This window comes from Streptomyces sp. NBC_01304, assembly GCF_035975855.1.
Classification (GTDB): Bacteria; Actinomycetota; Actinomycetes; order Streptomycetales; family Streptomycetaceae; genus Streptomyces.
In genome coordinates, this window is sequence record NZ_CP109055.1 from 9,432,525 (window position 1) to 9,449,421 (window position 16,897).

A 16,897-nucleotide genomic window follows, 5' to 3' on the forward strand; every position below is an offset into this window, starting at 1 on the left:
CCCACCCGGGGAGTGCAGGACGCCATCGACGTCCTGCTGTGGCTGAAGCACAACCCCGGCCGTGAACTGTCCTACGCGGACATCTCCAGAGGTACCGGCATCCCCGACGGCCGCCTGCGTCGGGCGGTGCCCAAAGCCCGGATCGCCGCCCACGAACTCGGCGACCGCCTGGAACAGTTCATGTACTCCCGTGACCCGCTTCGACGCGGGGCAATGGTGACGCGTTTCCACCGGTCCGGCCAGGGCGACGAATACGGCGCACTGGACGCGCTGCTTGCCTGCCGCAGGACCGTCACCAAGATGAGCGACATGCGCCGTGCCTGCATCTTCGAGGCCAGCAATCCCAACAGCATCGACGCTGAAGCCTTCGGGCAGATGGCTCAGGCCGCTGAGGGCAGCATGCGGACCATCAGCGGAGTCGAGCGACTGGGCACGAAGGTCGTCCAGACGGAGGGGACCAACCGGCGTCTGGCGAAACGGATCGCGGAACTGGAGACCCAGATCGCTGAGATGACCGTGGAGACGCCGGCCGCATCGGCGCCCACCACGTCGGCCTCAACCGCGTCCGGTTGACCTGGCCAACGATGTGCCTGCGGCCCGGCGGCTGATGCCACCGGGCCGCACTCTGTTTCACGTCGCCTCAGACGCGGTTGATCTGCTTGAGCATCCGCTTGCCCGCTTCACGGGCAGCGGCCAGATCGTCCTCGGCCTCGGCGAGCCTGGCCTTGAGATCGTCGCGGTCGGCGCGTATCTCGTCGCGTTCCACAGCGAGCCGTTCCACAGCCGTCAGGAGCTCGTTGACCCGCTCGGTCAGCTCCTTGGTCCCGGCCTGGTCGAGCTGGGCGCCCAGCGAGCGCTGGATGGCCTTCTTGAGGCGGTCACGCTCCTCGCGCAGGGCCTTGTTCTCCTCGCGGATCAGAGCCAGGTCGGTGGCCAGGCTCGCCGCGGAAGGCTCCCGGCCGGCCTGCTTGGTGCGGCGTTCGGACTTGGTCTGGCTCTTCATGGCGGCCTCGACGTGCTCGCGCACGCCCTCGGCGTAGACGAGCCACCTGGACACCCCGGCCGTGCGGGCGACGGAGTTGAAGCTGACTGTCTCGCCCCCGGCCTTCATGGCATCCAGGGTGGCCAGCACCTTGGCTCGCTTGGTCTGGCTGTCCTTCTTCCGGCTCTGGCGCAGGACGTCGCCGGAGGTGCGAGGTTCCTTGCTCATGCCGTGCTCCCGTCGCGTTGGCCGGGAAAGCCCGGCATGCCCAGGGGCACGGCGGAGCCGTGCCCCTGGGCGGCCCGCACCTTGCGCAGGACCGCCGAGGCCTCCTCGACTTGTCCGCGCTCTTCGGGGCCCATGGCCTCCAGCAGCTTGCGCATCGTGGCGGCGGTCCCCTTGAACGCCGCGATCTGGTCGTCCAGGTTCTTCACGACGAACTCGTCCACTTCCATCATGACCGCCGTCTCCTTGTCGGCCTTCAGCTTGCGGACGTGGTCCTCGATGGCCGGCAGATACGACGGATCAGGCCGGTAGAAGGGGCATGCGGCGCACTGGAAGCGGATCGGGCATGCCTTCCCGCCCGCCTTGACGTTGGACGGTTCGGTACAGTTGCCGAACGGCACCGCCACCGAGCGTGCCTCGTATGCGGTCGCCGACGCCATCGGCGCGGACCTGCCCCTGCGGTCCACGGTACGCAGGCGCATCACGTTGACCGCCTCCCGCTTCCGCTTGTGACTGATCCGGTAGTAACGCTGGGTAGTTTGTGCCGATTTGTGATCCATGAGTTCCTGCAGCACCTCGATCCGCACCCCGGCGTCCGCGTACCGCTGGCAGAACGAGTGCCGGAACGCGTACGGGTAGATCAAGCCGCGGTCGAACGGCACCCGGTTGCCGTCCCGGCCGAACTCCTCGGACAGCAGGACCGGGATGCTGTCGGCCCACTTGCGGATCATCGCCGAGATCTGTTCGGGCAGCAGGTGACGGAGCTTGCCGTTCCCCCCGGCAGGCGGGAACAGGAAGTCCTCGCTGCCCGTGGGCAGGTCGAGCGTGTCGCGCACGTCCAGCCAGGTACGGACGGTCGATACGGTGTCACGCTCGATCTCGAGTCGCCGGTTCAGGCGACGGCCCTTGCGGTTGTCCCAGACCAACAGCCATTCACCGCCGACGTATTCGAGGCAGTCGGTCCGCAGCTCGGCGATCTCGTACGGGCGCCGTCCGGTGTCCCGCAGCAGCTCGTAAACCGCGCGGAACATCGCCTGGACCTGCGCGGGCGTCATCTTCCCGTGGGTGACCCCTTCACCCAGGAGGTCGGCGTGGTCGTCGAGTTGGTCGATGACGGACTCGGGCAGGGCCTTGCCGACATCGTCCTCGTCGACCTCCTCGGCCTTGATGACGTGGCTGGAGTGCCGCGCGAAGCTCGCGGACATGCCGTCCAGGTGCCCCGCGGCCCGGTTGTAGTCGAGGATCTTGAAGAAGAACGACAGCAGAGTGCCGCGCTGCTTGCTCGACATGGGCTTGCCGTCCAGCTTGGGCAGCACGCGGAAGGTGTCGACCACGGCGTTCATGTCGGCGAACACCAGCCTGGCCGGGTCCATGCCGCCGCCGGGCCTCAGATCGAGGGCCCGGCCCACGACCTCGCACACCCGCAGGCCCCGCCGGACCTCGGTGGTGTTCGGCTTGGTCTCGGCGATCCAGGTGACCAGGATCTGCCGCAGCCAGGGCTGGCGGAGCCTCGTCAGGTCCAGGCCGATCGAGCGCTGGGTGGTGCCTCCCCGCGTGCTCTTGACGCCGAGTTCGGCCAGGTCGAGCACGTCCCTGCTGGTCGGGTCGACGCCCTCGAAGCGGTCGTATGCCAAGCGCAGGATGCGGTGCGTCTCGCGGATCAGGGCATCCACGTTCGCCTGCGTTCCGGCCGGCAACTGCGCAGGTGTCGCGGTGGCGATCGAGTCGGTCTTCTCGGCGAGATGGGAGACCGCCTGCCGCACGGCTGCCGGGTCGATCTTCTGGCCGCGTTCGTCACGCTGCTGCAGCGCGTACAGCATCTCCAGACGGGCCACCGGATGCAGCGGGGCCAGGGAGAACTGGTGGACGTTCATGAACGGCGCCTGCTGATCCAGCCACACAGCTGACGGCGCGGACCGCGGCCCTCGGGCGGTGGCCTTCTTCCAGCGGCCCTGGTGTATGCCGCACAGCCCGAAGGCGGCCCGAGCGTCGTAGCGGCAGCCCGCGACGAGGCAGGACGGCGACGGCGGATACGGCGTCTGCCGCTCGACCCATGCCTCGAGCTCGGAGCCGGAATCACGCTGCAGATCCTTCTGCCGCAGCGAGCCGTGCGCGTTGCACAGGCCCCACAGGAGCGAATCCCGCGGGCACCGGGCGACACGGCATTCGGCCCGCTCGCCGGAAATCACCCGATTACGGTCGGGTACGTGGGCGGCCTTGAACTCCTTCAGCCCCACCTCGCCCGCACGGTGGGCTTTCTCGCAGCTGGCGCAGAGCCCGCGCCGGATACGGGTGAGCGCGTCGCAGGCAGCCACATCGCAGCGGTAGACGGCCGTGCCCGCGTGATGGACATCGCCGGTGAACAGGCGGGCCTCGCCGTCCCATTCGCCCGCCCGCCAGCCCGGTTCCATCCGCTCTTGCAGCCACGCGGTCCACTCGGTGAGGATCTTCGGCGGCAAAACGCTCGCCGCCTGGCCGGCGTCCCGCCGTACCTGGTGGAGCGGGACGACATTGCCGGACACCGTCACGTGCGGGCTTCCTTCCTCTTGGCGGCCACCAGCTTCACGGCGTCGCGCTTGTCCTGGTCAGTTGCGTGTGTAGGGGTCCATCGACGACGGCGACTGGTGCCCAGCCATGTTCTGGGCCACGTCGCGGTCCACCCCTGACCGAAGCCACCGGGTGATCGCCGAGTGCCGCAGCATGTGCGGCCGGGCACGAAAGCCAGCGCGGGCTGCGAGCCGCTTGAACAGCTCATACGTGCTCGGGTACTTCATCGGCTCGCCCAGCGGGGCACGGAACAGGTTCACGAACACCATGTCGCAGCCCTCCGCCTCCTCCACCGCATCGCGCTCAAAGCGGTAGGCGGCGTACAACTCCACCGTCTGAGCCTCCACCGGAATCCACCGCGGATAGTGCGACTTGGCATACGCGTTGTTGCTGTTCAGACGCCGCCGCACATGCACATGCGGGCCCTCAACGCGGCAGCCCAGCAAGGTCGAATCGGGCAGGAAATGCATGTCCTCGCGGCGCAGCCCCAGGCCCTCACCGATGCGCATTCCGGTGACCGCCAGCAGAGCCACCAGAAAACGGTCGCGGGCGTGCGTCGTGCAGTCGAGAACCTTCTCGATCTGATCGTCGGACAGCCACTCGTAACCCGGCACCGCGACGCGGTACTTGATCCTGCGGGCCTTGATCGTGCGGTGCTGGCCGTCCTCGCCCGGATCGAACCCGGATGGCGCATAGTGCAGGAACTTCGGCTGCACGAGCTGACTCACCACGGTCTGCGGCACCCAGCCCTGAAGCGCGGACCAGGTCAGGAACTCCCCGACCGAGCCCATGATCTTGTTGGCCGTGCCCTTGTCACGAAAGCGCGGCTCGAGGTTCGGGCGGCGCCCCTTCGGCGGCAGCGGCTCGTCTACCAACCACCGCATCATCGCCATCAGTTGGGCCAGGCTCGGCCGCGTCCAGTCGACCCCGTTCTCGGCGCAGTGCGACAGGTAAAGGGCGATCCGGCCCGCGTACGTGCGCTGGGTGTTGTAGGCCCGGCCGCCACCCTTGAGTCCCGCCAACCACGCGCACGCTTCGGAGTGCAGCTCGAAAGACTCGTCGACCACGACCCACTGCGTAGAGCCATCCCCCGATATGGCCCGCTCAGCCCGGTAGTGCCGGTACAAGACAGCAGACGTAGCCAACGTGCCTAACACCCCTTGGATACCAGTAAGGCAAGTACAGAACTACCCTACTTGCCTTACATGCCTGACGTCATTCAGGAGCCCAAGATAACCATTGAGGTAGCGGTGGAGGGCGCTGGCAGTGGTGTCTACGAAGTCCTCGGGGATAGCGTCGGCGACGACCCACTGGACCTGGGAGTGCTTACGTGGCTCGCGGTTCTCGGGCTCGCCGGTCCGTTCGCGAGCGGCGAAGACGACGGTGAGGAAGCCGTTGAGTGCCTCAACTCCCCAGGCGCCATGGATGATGTGAGCGACGTTCAGGACATCAAGGTTGGGGACGGTGCGGTAACAGTCGCAGGCAAAAGAAGGAGGTCCTCCGTTCCCGGTGTCGGGACGGACGCCTTCGATCAGCTTGGGAACTCTCTGCCGCACGCACCCACTTGCGCAGCGACTCGGTGTTGCCCCTCAGGTACTTGGCCACCGAGTTGATCGACCGGCCAGTGGAGGCCACCAGTTCGACCGCGTCCCGCCTAACCCCTTCCGAAAACCGCACTGCACCCACCACGACACCTCCGACTCGGATCCCACGATCCGACCCTTAAGAGATGTCCACAAATAGGGGCAAAACCTACAGCTGGGATTTCCCCAGTTCAAGAAGAAACATCCCATCATGTCGACACGTGGCGTGTCCGCGAGGAACTACCAGCGGCAGGCTCGATCATCGCTTGAATGGCGACCCTTTGTTTCCTGTCCTGCCCGTCGGCCCGCACTCTGATGGTCTCGCTCGCCGCTACGTTGCTGCTCTGCAGTCCTTCCTCTGCCTTCGCGGATGAGAGAGACGACCCCCGCAATCGGCTCGGCCGAGCGGCACGAGACGTCGACGCTCTGTACGAGGCAGCAGCCCGCGCCACTGCACAATACGAGAAGGCTGACAGGCTGGCCGCCGTGCAGCACACCAGATCCCGACACCTCGCCCAGGACACTGCTCGTGGGACCGCCCGAATCGCCCTACTGCGTCAGCGGATCGGCGCGACGGCCAGAGAGCAGTACCAGACCGGCGTGCTCGGACCCACTGTCCGGCTGCTGCTCGCGCCATCACCACAGGGCTTCCTCAACAACCTTCAGCTAATCCGGTCCGGGGAACGGAGTGCCCTCGCCACGTACCGCGTGATGCGGGCTGAGGTGTCAAAACTGCGAACCGCGCAACTAAGGGCTGTCCCGTTTAACCATGTGAGCTGGGACGTTGACTGACGGTACGGTCGTTGCGTGGAGTCCGAGAAGGTGCCCCAGTGTCCGCTGCACGGGCCCGGCGAACGTCCTGAAACCCTGGTCGGGCGGCGACTGGTGAGCGTCTTCGCCGCGTGGCATTGGAGCGCAGACGAGGCAGCGGAAGATCCGCTGGACGTGTGGCTGATCGACGACCAAGGCAGCTCCGTGCACATCACCACCGGCTCGGACGGGTGCCTGGTCGTGGAACCCTCAAGCCCGCACGAGGGATACGACATGGACGGCTGGGGGCGCGTCGAGGTAGGTCCGGTTGGTGATCGGACGCCGTTTGCCGCCCGCCTCGGGGAAGACGTCCTGGCGGTGAGAGAAGAGTTCGAGCCCAAGACCGGCCGCATTGCACTCGAGGTCGTCTTCGCCACCGGCCGGGTTCGTTGCGACAGTTGGGCTGGTGACCTCCGCCTTACGGAGTGAGGTTTCGCGTCCAGTTTCACCTGGTCACGATGTGATGATCTTGATGTGGCTGGTGTGATCACGGCGTCCGAGCCGTCCTGGATAACCCCCTTCACCGGGCTGAGCCCGCGCTGCTTCGGCAGGTTGGTGACCGCGCTGCGGCGCGAGGGTGCGGACGCGGTTCGGCGGGGTCGGCCGTGGGGCCTGACGCTGGAGAACCGGGTGCTGCTCGTGACGGCGTACTGGCGCACGAACTTGACGATGCGCCAACTCGCCCCGCTGTTCGGCGTCTCGAAGTCGGCGGCCGACCGGATCATCGGCCATCTCGGCCCGCTTCTCGCGCTGCAGCCCAGGAAGCGGTTCGCGAAGGACGCCGTGCTCATCGTGGACGGCACGCTGGTGCCCACCCGCGATCATGCGGTGGCCGAGCAGTCGAAGAACTATCGCTATTCCACGGCCCATCAGGTCGTCATCGACGCCGATACCCGCCTGGTCGTCGTGGTCGGCCAGCCGCTGCCGGGCAACCGGCACGACGCCCGCGGCTGGGAGGAATCCGGCGCCAAGGCCGCCGTCGGCAACACCATGACCATCGCCGACGGCGGCTACCAGGGCACCGGACTGGTCATCCCGCACCGCCGCCGCAAAGGCGAGGAACTCCCTGCATGGAAAGAGGAACACAACCACGCCCACAAACAGGTCCGCGCCCGCGTCGAGCACACCTTCGCCCGCATGAAGAGCTGGAAGATCCTCCGCGACTGCCGTCTCAAAGGCGACGGCGTCCATCACGCCATGCTCGGCATCGCCCGCCTGCACAACCTCAACCTCGCCGGATAAGCGCAGGGGCGGCACCGCGACCAACCCTGCCCTCCGCCGACTCCAAGATCGTTACGGGACAACCCTTAGCCGCAGCGAGGAATCTGAACGCCTTGAACGCCACTAGGACACGTCAGGCAGTCGCCAAACGTACGGTAGAGGCCCAACTTCAACGCGCTGAAGCACTGTTGACCCGCCTCGAGCGCGAGCAAGCCAGGCTCGATGACCACGCGGCGTTGCTGTCCACAGGAAAGGGCTGCGCCCACGCGAAGCCTTCCCACGCAGCGCGTCGTTCACCGAGTTCATGGGTGGCACCAGTGGCTGCGTATCGACTGTCCGCTCCCTATTCATCTGCTGGCCCTCATTGGAAACGGCGACACACCGGACAGGATTTCGCAGTAGCCGTTGGTACGGTGGTACGAGCCGTGGGGGCAGGCACCGTGATCTCAGCATCCTGCGGTGACGGATTCGGCCACCAGATGCTCATCCAACACGCAGACGGCTACTACTCCCACTACGCGCACCTGTCCATGCTGCACGCGCGAGCCGGCGAGCGCGTCGCAGCCGGACAGCCCATCGCACTGTCTGGCAACTCCGGTAACTCCACAGGTCCGCACCTGCACTTCGAGATCCGCATCACCCCATACCTGGGCTCGGGCATCGACCCCATTCCCTGGCTGCGCCACCACGGAATCACCCTTTAGCTTGGCCTTCATCCGTGTGAGTGTCGGATCGGGGCCTGTCAATTTAACGGCCCTGTCTCATATTCGGGATGCTGTTGGTGATCTTCCCTTGGTCAACTCCCGGACGGGTTGTGAACGACGGTGTAGCGTTCTTCCCGCGCGGTCGTGGTCTGTTCCTCGCGGAGGCGGCCCAGGGCCTCATGCTCGGCTTTGGGAAGCAACGTGAGCTGCCGGTAGCGCGCTGAATGAGTGCACCGTGAGCGAAGCGGGCATGGGATGCAGTCCAGGGCGGAGAACTGGACGCGGATCATGGGGTCACCACGGCGTTGAGTTTCCCGCCAGGGTGGGCTGGTGCGTCCGTTTGGGCAGGTCAACTGGTGGTGCTCCCAGTCGATGTTGAAGTCATCAACGGTGTAGCCGTTGTTGGCGGACTGCCATGTGGTGTCCGTACGAACCGGGCCGAACATCTCCGTGCCGTACGCGCGGGCGGCGACTACTAGCTGGGCGTCCATGCAGGCGGTGTCCACGAGGTGTTCAGCAGGCAAGAGGCCGCGGTTGTCCAGGTCGGCATGGATTCTTGCTGTCACCTCCATGTCCTGAACGGTGGCCGGCGTGGTGACCACCTAAGTGATCAGTGCGGCGTTGTTCGCGTGCACGTTTCGGTGAGGTGGACGTTGTATCCGAGCCACGCTGTCTCGCGCTTGATGCTGCGCCGTGCCTGTAACTCATAGGGCGATTCCACCCGCACCGCAGCCGGCGGGAGCTCCGTGGGGCCCCGCCACCGCAGGCGGCCGCTGCCGTCGGTGCGGTACTGCTGGACCCACACTTGCCCCAGCACCTCCACAGCCCGGATCTGCCGCAGCCACCCCGGAGCTTTCGGCGCGAAGACCGCGCAACAGCCGTATCCCGTCTCGACCGATCGTCTCGGCAAGTGCCGTACGCTCTGTGGACGACGTCTACAGGCGGTACTCCTCAACGCGCTTGGAGCAACGGTCGAACCACTCCGCCTCAACCCGGTGCACCAGCCAGTCGGGCGCCGCCGCGGCCAAGGCGTTCAGCGCCGCGCGCAGTGTTTCACCCACCAGTTCCCGGCGGTTGAGCAGCCGCAACATGGCGAGTACATGAGTGGAGTCCGTCCGAGCCTGGGCACCGTGCTGCGACAACCCCACTGCAGCTGCGGCATCCATCACGGCATGCAACAGCCGCTCCTCCTGTCCACCGGCGAGCAGGCGTGCCCGAAACTCGCTCAACACCGAGAAATCGAAGCCAGGGTCGGTCAGTTCCAGGTTCAGGGCGTACTTCCAGTCGATCCGCCCCCGCACCGCCTCGGCCGCACGGCGATCTGGCAGCCCTTCAACGAACTGCAGCACCGATACCAAAGCAAGCCTCGCCGGTGACCAGGCGGGCTGACCTCGCATGGGGAACAGGCCCGCGAACTCCTCGTCGGCGAACAAATCCCCCAGCTCATCGCGGACGCGCATCGCCAGACTCCCCTTGGGGAACGCAGCCTTCGCGACTCGATCAGTCTCCGACGGCACGTCACCCGCGCTCCTGGGCCGCAACGACATTGTCGACTCCAACCTGTCACGACACCGGCCCCCGAGAAGCCTGTCTCGGGGGGCCGACAACGCTACGCGCCAGGACTTCGCCAACAGGGTCGGTCAACTGGTGAGCTGTTTCTGTTTGTTGTGCCGGGTGCGGGCGCGCTGATCGCCCGGCTGTCGCGTTGGGTGGGCGCCGGGTTTCACGGCTCCGGCGGGGCGGTGCTTCTCGTCGGGACGGAGGTCTGTTGGTCAGTCGGGGGTCGGGAGGGGATTCAGCTCGGCCAGGGCGCTGGTGATGACGTCGGTTCAGGGCCAGTGCCGGTCGAATCTGAGGTGCCTGCGACGGGCGGTGGTGACGAGCTGGGCGGCGGCAGCGAAAAGGCGGAGCCGTAGTAGGCATGGCTCCCAGAGCCGGGTCTTCCCGGGCATCCAGGCGAGCAGGTCGAGCGCGAGCTGGATGATCTCCAGCCAGATCTGGTTTTGGGCAGCGTCGTGGAGAGGCAGGTTGCGCAGGCCGATGGTGCGGGCGATTCGGATGCGGTCTTCGGCACGGGCGCGTCGGCGGAGACGCAGTTCCAGGGCTTCGATCTTCTCGCCGGTGGTGTTGGTGACGGAGCAGGCCAGGCGTAGTCCGTCGGCGTCGGTAAACCGCAACCGGGCTCCAGAGTAAGGTCGTTCCTTGCAGACGATCAGCCGCATCCCCTTCGGTCAGCCCTTGAGGACGTCGCAGTCAAGCTCGGCGACCCAGGCGCCGTCACAGATTTCCCGACCCGGCTCGACGGCCACCGTCCAAGCAGAGGCGGGAACGCGCAGAACGGCCTGACGGATGGCGTCGGTGATGGTCATCCCGACCGAGTAGGACAGCCACCGGCTCTGCTAAACGAGCCAGACCGCGAAGTCGTGTGTGCCACCACCGGAATCGGTACGTATCAGTGTCTGGCGTCCGCGCTGGTACTTCTTCGGCAGCTGGGACAGGGTGGCTTTAACGGTGCAGTTGGCCCCACCTCTTCCGGCCCGACTCGGACCCAAGCTACCGTTCGATTCCGGCTTCACTGGGCCCCAGTTGATGCCAACAGGGCTGATGAGTGGCGGGTCCGAATGCGACCGGAACCATGCCTGTCCGATTTGTGCTGGTCCAGCGCAAGCCGGAGAAGTGGGGCCGGATGGCAGCGTTAAAGCCAACAGGGCAAGTTGGGTCGTGGTGATGTGGTCGGCAGCGGTGTCGCTGCACGCGTTCCGGGGCCCTAGCAGCGTGGCGACCGGGTCGTCGCTGCCGCCCGCTCCGTGATCGAGCGAGGCCATCAGCGGGTGGTGCCCGAAGGTCTTCTTCCAGGTCGCGGTGGCGTCCTGCTTCTCGGAGTGGGCTAGCACGAGCACGCCGTCGATGTCCACGATCGCTTGCCCGCCCGCGTCCGGAGTCGCCATCCCGGCCAACGTCCAGACATGTTCACGGACTTGCGCCCGTGCACTGCGGATCGCCGCCAGGACCCTCGGCCCGGCCGATGCGAGGGCATCGACCAGGCGGGAGACGATGGGATCGGAGGCCACCGCGCCGAACACGGCCGGCTCGCCGCAGCATGCCCACATCAGCCAGGCAGCCCCCGCCGAGCGCGACCGGCAGGGCCACATCCAGCAGGATCTTCCCCGCATCGTGCACTGCCCACGGCTTACACCACGGAGTCAGGCCCACCGATATCGTCCATTACTTACGTAGCCGTCGGCACCGCCGTCGAGAAGCTGGTGGCGGTCGCCGGTTTCCACGTGGCAATCGAGAAGTGCTTCCAGAGTGCCAAGGGCCACGACCAGTTCGGCCTCGACGAGCACGAAGTGCGGCGCTATCCGGGCTGGTACGGGCACATCATCCTGGCGCTGCTCGCTCATGCCTCCTGGCGTCCAGGGTCACCACGTCGATCGAAAACGGTAATGAGGGGGCGGCAGAAGCGACACCGTCGGCCTGCCCCACTCACCGTGGGGGAGACCTGGCGCAAACTGACGGTTGTCGGCCCCGCATCGCGGTGTCGGCACGCTGACCTGGTCGCGCTGGCGCAGCCGCCACCCAGGCCAATGCCCGTGCCTACTGCCATTGCCGTAGATGCACCCATGGTTGACGCACCCTCCCGGAACCGGTCCTTGACGCCCCGCCAGCCCGCTGAACTCGAAAGAACGCTCCTGCTCAGTGGGAATTGGGATTGAAGAAGTCCCGCTGGCGCATTGAGGCCTTCGGCCCCCAGGGAGGAGCATGCGCTTCATCTCGGGACTCTTGTCGCACGGTTCGCACCATTTCGCGCCCCAGGGTCCACGCCGTCGCCGCGCGCATCCGAAGTGTTCTGGTCACCCCGGTTCGCAGATCCGAGCAGGGGGTCCCCCTGGGGCCGACGCCCCGTGTCGGACTCGGGACTACGTGCGGCAGGGCCGGCAAAGGTGCGATCTGGCGTGTAAATGAAGCGGCTGAAATCTCCAAGCCGCGACCAACAGTCGCCTTCCAGTAGTCGATGGGTGCGACGTGCATCCTCTTCCGAGGTGCCAGCACCGAGGTGCATGCGGGTAAGCGCGAGGGCGTTGCTGTAGAGGTGCGCGGTCCAGTTCCCGTCCTCGGGGGCAAGGTTGCACAGCAACTTCGACAGCTGGGCCTGATTGCTTCCGACCGTGTTCATCGAGGCACTCCAGTCCCGGTTGGAGTGTACGAGCGCTTGAGGGCCTGCCATGCCTGCCGAGGTCGCCGATTCGGGGGCGTCCCAATGGGCTCCGAGCAGTGCCGAGCAGAAGGAGAGAACGACAACACACAGAGCTGCGGCGGCAATGCGCAGCACCTGGACGCTCCAGTGGGGGCGGCGCGCGTGCGCAGGGCCGGGTACAGGGCTTCTAGGAGGGTGCTCAGAGGGCTGAAAGCCGTTCATGAATGGGCCTTTCGTTTGGAGAGTTGCGGGCGCGAATCAGCAAGCCCTACAGGGTCTTGGGCAGGTCGGACCAGGGTCGGCTTCAGCAGACGTACATGATCCAGACTTCACCCCGGCGACGTGTTGCATCCCAAAGGCCTTGAGAGAAGGCGGGGTAGCCGCCCGACTTGACCCGCGCGACGATTCGGTTCGCCAGTGCCGTGTTGTACGTTCCGAAGAGAACGTAGGTTCCGGTTGAGGCTCGTGCGGCATGTGCTGCTCGCTCTGCATGGAGAGCCATCACTGGGGCGTCAATACGCGGCTGCGGTGCGCGGCAGGACAGCTGGACAGGCATGGTGACTCCTATCGGAGGCTGGGGTGGCAAGGTCAGGCCGCGACAAGGGCGGTGGGGGACGCCCTTCTGGGTGCGGCGCGGCGTCTCCTGGGGTTGGACAACGCGGAGGTCTCCAGCGCGGACGCCATCGAGGACTTGACGGAGGGCGTGGCTGTGGGTGCGGTTGCGGACTGGCCTGAATCCACGACACTCAGAGGCCCTGACGCCCCGGCGAACAACTCGTCGGTGAGTACGCCCAGAGCGCGGGCAATGCGCCATGCGGTCGTGGCGCGGGTACCGCGCTTGCCTCGCAGCAGCAGAGAGATGAAGGCCTGAGAGACCTTCGCCCGAGCAGCAAGCGTGCGTTGCGAGAAGTTCTGCAGCCGCATCAATTCTCTGAAACGGTCTGGCTCTTTTACGTGCATGGCAGGCCTCCTTGGGGACGGCGGTGGTCCGCGAGTTGTGCAGATGGCCACAGATGATCACAGTTATCACTGGTCACGCGGCTTATCTCTCTTGTGTCACTAGTTGCTGTTATCTAGCTCTACGCGAGTGGGTTAGCGTCGGACAAGGGGAAGGTCAATCAACTGCACAGTCAAAGTCATCGCCGCTGCGTACTGCACGCGGGGTATCGCATTGCCGGCGACGCATGTGCCTGGTCATCACTCTCTGCAGGGAGTTGAGCCATGTCCGATCCCGTACTGGAGATCATCCACACCTGATGACTACAGATCCCGCCGCTCGCACACGATTTGCCGGTACAGCCAATTCGTGACCCCAACCGACTGAGCCCTCCGTACCACCCGACGTAAACCAATTCCCCGGCATCTCCGATGGGCCCATACAAGGAATTCGCTTACCTATCACCTTGAATCACCATCCGATGAGCCCATTCTTCGCGATGACCGTGACGGCCTTGACAGCTAGCGCAGAGGGAAGCTGCGGCTGGATTCCTGTTTGGCGTGGTAGGCGTGGTGCCCGGCGCCGATTCAGGCTTCTCGGGGGCGAGTTGCTGTACCGAGGTTGCTGTCGCCCGTCCGACGTCGGAGGGGGCGGAGGAGGGCAAGGTCCATAGGAGGGCCGGGGCGAGGCATGCGCGGACTGACTGGATGCTGCGGGCGGGATCATCGTGCTGACCTGGGACGGACGGAACGTTCCGGTGATCGCGCACGCGCTGAGCCGCCACCACGAGAGGGTCCGCAAGTGGCTCCACCCGTTCAACACTCAGGACCGACGGGCTCGGGGACCGGCCCGGGTACGGGCGCAAACGCCGGAATGCCGAGGACCAACGTTCCCGCCGGAGTGGGCCTGGACGCGCTGGCCGGAACCGTTCAAGCTGAGGGCATCCAGGTCGGCCGGTCTCAGCTTCGCTTTTATCCCTGTGAGTGCTGGTTCGCAGGTCATGTGCCCGGAGGGTCCTGTCCACCACAGCCACAAGGTCTTGGGTGCCCTACTCCGGCCAGGCAGCCGGTCGACGGTGAGCTGGATCAGGGTGCCGGGAATGATCGGGCGAGGGCCGCGGCTGCCGTGTCCGTCGTGCTGCTGGGTCTTGGCATGCAGACGATGCCATAGCCGAACGGTCACCGCGCCGTACTGATCGTCCGCGCAGGTATGGACGGCGTCCGGGGCCGGCCAGGTGGCGGGTTCGGGGCAGGCGAACTTCGCACCGTGGCACTCTGCCGTTCACGCACTGCTCGCCCAAGGGATGGGACTGCGTCCAATCGGTCGCAGGCTGGGGCTTGCTCGCAACACCGTGCGCCGTCTCGCCCGCGCGGCTGGCCCTGATGAGCTGCTGGTCGGACAGTGGACCGGACGCTCCAGCATCCTGGACCCCTACAAGCCGTTCCTGCATCAGCGGTGGGCCGAAGGCCAGACCATCGGTACTCGCCTGTTCGAGGAACTCCGTGAGCAAGGATTCGGAGGTGGCGACGTTGTTGTCCGCAAGTACGTCCGTCGACTGCGCGACGCGTTCCCTCACCAACAACCCGGCAGGCCACCGTCAGTGCGGAACGTGACCAGCTGGATCACTCGCCATCCCGCGAGCCTCACGGCAGAGCAGTCGGAGCATCTCAAGACCATTCTGATCCGCTGCCCGGCCCTCGAGCGGACCGCCCACCACGTCCGGGCCTTCGCCGAGCTGATGAACCAGCGAGACGGACAGCACCTTCCGCAGTGGATCGCCCGGGTCCAAGACGACGATCTGCCCGCCCTGCATACGTTCATCACCGGCCTCGGCCAGGACCTCGACGCCGTGGTCGCCGGGCTCAGCCTGCCCTACAGCTCTGGTGTCGTCGAAGGCCACAACAACCGGATGCTCAAACGCCAGATGTACGGACGCGCCAGCCTTCAACTCCAGCGAGTCCTCCTGGCCTGACCTCCACTCACCCAGCGTCACCCTCCACACAAAGAGGGACTGAGCCACAATTCAGGCGTCGCCGACACGCTCTCATCCCTGTTCTCTGCCTGTGGACGGTTGGTTGGGCGAGGTGTGGGGAGTGGAACGGCTATCGCGGGACTCTCCAGGTAGGTGACGACCGGGGGAGGGTGCGATGGCCGTCGGTGTCAGAGATCTTGAAGGCCGCGGCGAGCTTCTTCACGGCCGAGTTCGACCGGCCACACACACGCTCGTAGCGTTCATCGACGAGCACCGGGACCGCTTCGGTGGCGTTGAGCCGACAATCTGCCGCGTGCTCACCGAGCACGGCTGCAAGATCGCCCCTGCCACCTACTTCGCCTTGAGGAAATGCCAGTTGGCGCCCTCGCCTCGGTCCGTGCGGGACGAGAAACTCAAGGAACAGATCAAGCAGGTCTACGAGGCCAACTACCGTGGCTACGGTGCGAGGAAGGCCTGGAGTCAGCTCAACCGCCAGGGCCAGAAGGTGGCCCGCTGCTCCACCGAGCGCCTGATGCTCGAGATTGGCATCATCGGCGCCGTCCGCGGCAAGAAGGTGATCACCACGATGCCCGATCCGGCCGCGGCCAGGGCCCCGACCGCCTGGACCGCGGGTTCGTCGCTACGGCGCCGAACCGCACCTGGGTGGTCGACTTCACGCACGTCGCCGCCTGGGCGGGCATGGTCTATGTCGCCTTCGTTGTTGATACGTTCTCGCGCCACATCGTCGGCTGGTCCGCGTCGATGTCGAAGTAGATTCAACTCGTCCTGGATGCACCGGACATGAGGCTGTGGCAGCGCGACCGAGATGGCCGGCCGCCCGTTCCCGGCGAGTTGGTGCATCACTCCAACGCCGGGCTGCAATACACGTCATTTCGCTTCGCCGAACACCTCGACGCGGCCCAGATTGCGTTGTCTATCGGCTCGGTCGGTGACGACTACGACAATGTGCTCATGGAGTCGATCATCGGCCTGTCCAAGACCGAGGTCATCAAGTCGCAACGGCCGTGGAAGACGCTGGCGCACGTCGAACTCGCCACCGCCGAATGGATCGACTGGTACAACCACCGCCGACTCCACGGCGAGATCGGGCACATCCCGCCCGTCGAATACGAAGCCAACTACTACCAAGCAACCACGAAACCCCAGATCACAGCCGACATCTGAGATCACTACCGAACCCGGAACGGTTCACGCAGCACGCTCTCCTTGCCTCTGACACCGCCTGGCCAGCGCACCACCGGCGTGATGAGCCTCTACGCCCCCGAAATCGGCAGCTTCTCCATTCCAGTCCGCGACCAAGCTGCTGCTTTCGCCGGCTACGCCGCAGGTGATCTGGGCATTGCCATCAAAATCGCCGAACAGACCCAGTTCAACGACGATTTGCAGTCCGCCCTCGCTTCCCGCACGGTCATCGGCCAAGCCCTGGGCATCATCATGGCCCAGCAACACTGTCCCGCCGATCGGTCCTTCGAGATCCTCAGCCGCGCCTCCCAGAACCGCAACATGAAGCTCGGCGACGTGGCCACCGGAGTCGTCGCCAAGGTCAGCGGCTCCCCACCCAGCACAAGGCACCTCAGCCTTCGCGAGTCACCCCCTTGGCTCGGCCGCCACCAGCCCTGTTGTGTGGCCGCGGCAGACTTGTGCTTCCGCCCTGTACGGCCATTCCGGCGCCGCTCGCCAGGCTGAATCTGAGGCGA

Annotated in this window: 15 protein-coding genes and 5 pseudogenes; 9 read left to right on the top strand and 11 right to left on the bottom strand. The window is 65.9% G+C overall.

Annotation, left to right across the window (positions count from 1 at the left end):
- Positions 1-12: 12 nt before the first annotated feature.
- Positions 13-573, top strand: coding sequence for a hypothetical protein (locus tag OG430_RS42060; protein WP_327357942.1), 561 nt, complete (start codon positions 13-15; stop codon positions 571-573).
- Positions 574-640: 67 nt separating this feature from the next.
- On the opposite strand, the gene OG430_RS42065 is transcribed toward OG430_RS42060, so the two are convergent.
- From OG430_RS42065 to OG430_RS49575, 5 genes and pseudogenes are all read right to left on the bottom strand, one after another.
- Positions 641-1,210: a DUF6262 family protein gene (locus tag OG430_RS42065; protein ID WP_327357943.1), complete on the bottom strand. Its 570-nt coding sequence runs from the start codon at positions 1,208-1,210 to the stop codon at positions 641-643.
- Positions 1,207-3,735 carry a tyrosine-type recombinase/integrase gene (locus OG430_RS42070; RefSeq protein WP_327357944.1) on the bottom strand — a complete coding sequence of 843 codons (2,529 nt, stop codon included), beginning with the start codon at positions 3,733-3,735 and terminating at the stop codon, positions 1,207-1,209. Before OG430_RS42070 ends, OG430_RS42065 begins: the two co-directional genes overlap by 4 nt.
- Positions 3,732-4,776 (bottom strand): annotated as a pseudogene (locus OG430_RS42075) (tyrosine-type recombinase/integrase). The gene OG430_RS42070 and the pseudogene OG430_RS42075 overlap by 4 nt, the downstream one beginning before the upstream one ends.
- Before the next feature lie 165 nt (positions 4,777-4,941).
- Positions 4,942-5,199, bottom strand: a pseudogene (locus OG430_RS42080) (NUDIX domain-containing protein); the annotation flags it as partial.
- A gap of 4 nt (positions 5,200-5,203) precedes the next feature.
- The gene (locus OG430_RS49575; RefSeq protein WP_442816651.1) at positions 5,204-5,443 is read right to left on the bottom strand and encodes a transposase; all 240 of its coding nucleotides are present in this window, start codon (positions 5,441-5,443) and stop codon (positions 5,204-5,206) included.
- 701 nt (positions 5,444-6,144) lie between these two features.
- Between OG430_RS49575 and OG430_RS42085 the strand changes: the two genes are divergently transcribed.
- From OG430_RS42085 to OG430_RS42095, 3 genes are all read left to right on the top strand, one after another.
- Positions 6,145-6,576 carry a hypothetical protein gene (locus tag OG430_RS42085; RefSeq protein WP_327357946.1) on the top strand — a complete coding sequence of 144 codons (432 nt, stop codon included), beginning with the start codon at positions 6,145-6,147 and terminating at the stop codon, positions 6,574-6,576.
- A 45-nt stretch (positions 6,577-6,621) separates the two neighbouring features.
- The gene (locus OG430_RS42090) at positions 6,622-7,389 is read left to right on the top strand and encodes a transposase (RefSeq protein ID WP_327357947.1); all 768 of its coding nucleotides are present in this window, start codon (positions 6,622-6,624) and stop codon (positions 7,387-7,389) included.
- 296 nt (positions 7,390-7,685) lie between these two features.
- Positions 7,686-8,072 (top strand): M23 family metallopeptidase, encoded by a 387-nt coding sequence (locus tag OG430_RS42095; protein WP_327359450.1) that lies wholly within the window; start codon positions 7,686-7,688, stop codon positions 8,070-8,072.
- A gap of 92 nt (positions 8,073-8,164) precedes the next feature.
- Here the strand turns inward: OG430_RS42095 and OG430_RS42100 are convergent, their stop codons facing one another.
- From OG430_RS42100 to OG430_RS49585, 6 genes and pseudogenes are all read right to left on the bottom strand, one after another.
- Entirely contained in the window at positions 8,165-8,674 is a 510-nt protein-coding gene (locus tag OG430_RS42100; RefSeq protein WP_327357948.1) for a transposase, read from the bottom strand.
- A 333-nt stretch (positions 8,675-9,007) separates the two neighbouring features.
- Complete coding sequence (locus tag OG430_RS42105) at positions 9,008-9,532, bottom strand: transposase (protein ID WP_327357949.1); 525 nt, start codon at positions 9,530-9,532, stop codon at positions 9,008-9,010.
- 369 nt (positions 9,533-9,901) lie between these two features.
- Positions 9,902-10,570: pseudogene (locus OG430_RS42110) on the bottom strand (transposase); the annotation flags it as partial.
- Positions 10,571-10,780: 210 nt separating this feature from the next.
- Positions 10,781-11,291: pseudogene (locus OG430_RS42115) on the bottom strand (transposase); the annotation flags it as partial.
- A complete protein-coding gene (locus OG430_RS49580) occupies positions 11,276-11,476 on the bottom strand; it encodes a hypothetical protein (protein WP_442816652.1) in 201 nt (66 codons plus the stop codon). The pseudogene OG430_RS42115 and the gene OG430_RS49580, both read right to left, overlap by 16 nt.
- 1,382 nt (positions 11,477-12,858) lie before the next feature.
- A complete protein-coding gene (locus tag OG430_RS49585; RefSeq protein ID WP_442816653.1) occupies positions 12,859-13,230 on the bottom strand; it encodes a helix-turn-helix domain-containing protein in 372 nt (123 codons plus the stop codon).
- Between the two features lie 1,211 nt (positions 13,231-14,441).
- On the opposite strand from OG430_RS49585, the gene OG430_RS42125 reads away from it, so the two are divergent.
- The 5 genes and pseudogenes from OG430_RS42125 to OG430_RS42140 all read left to right on the top strand — a co-directional run bounded on the left by OG430_RS42125 (position 14,442) and on the right by OG430_RS42140 (position 16,886).
- Positions 14,442-15,179 (top strand): transposase, encoded by a 738-nt coding sequence (locus OG430_RS42125; protein WP_327357950.1) that lies wholly within the window; start codon positions 14,442-14,444, stop codon positions 15,177-15,179.
- Between the two features lie 175 nt (positions 15,180-15,354).
- A pseudogene (locus OG430_RS49590) lies at positions 15,355-15,741 on the top strand (IS3 family transposase); the annotation flags it as partial.
- Between the two features lie 137 nt (positions 15,742-15,878).
- Entirely contained in the window at positions 15,879-15,953 is a 75-nt protein-coding gene (locus OG430_RS49595) for a hypothetical protein (RefSeq protein ID WP_442816766.1), read from the top strand.
- Positions 15,954-15,980: 27 nt separating this feature from the next.
- Positions 15,981-16,364, top strand: a complete 384-nt coding sequence (locus OG430_RS42135) for an integrase core domain-containing protein (RefSeq protein WP_327357952.1) — start codon at positions 15,981-15,983, stop codon at positions 16,362-16,364.
- 81 nt (positions 16,365-16,445) lie between these two features.
- Entirely contained in the window at positions 16,446-16,886 is a 441-nt protein-coding gene (locus tag OG430_RS42140) for an ANTAR domain-containing protein (RefSeq protein WP_327357953.1), read from the top strand.
- Positions 16,887-16,897 lie beyond the last annotated feature (11 nt).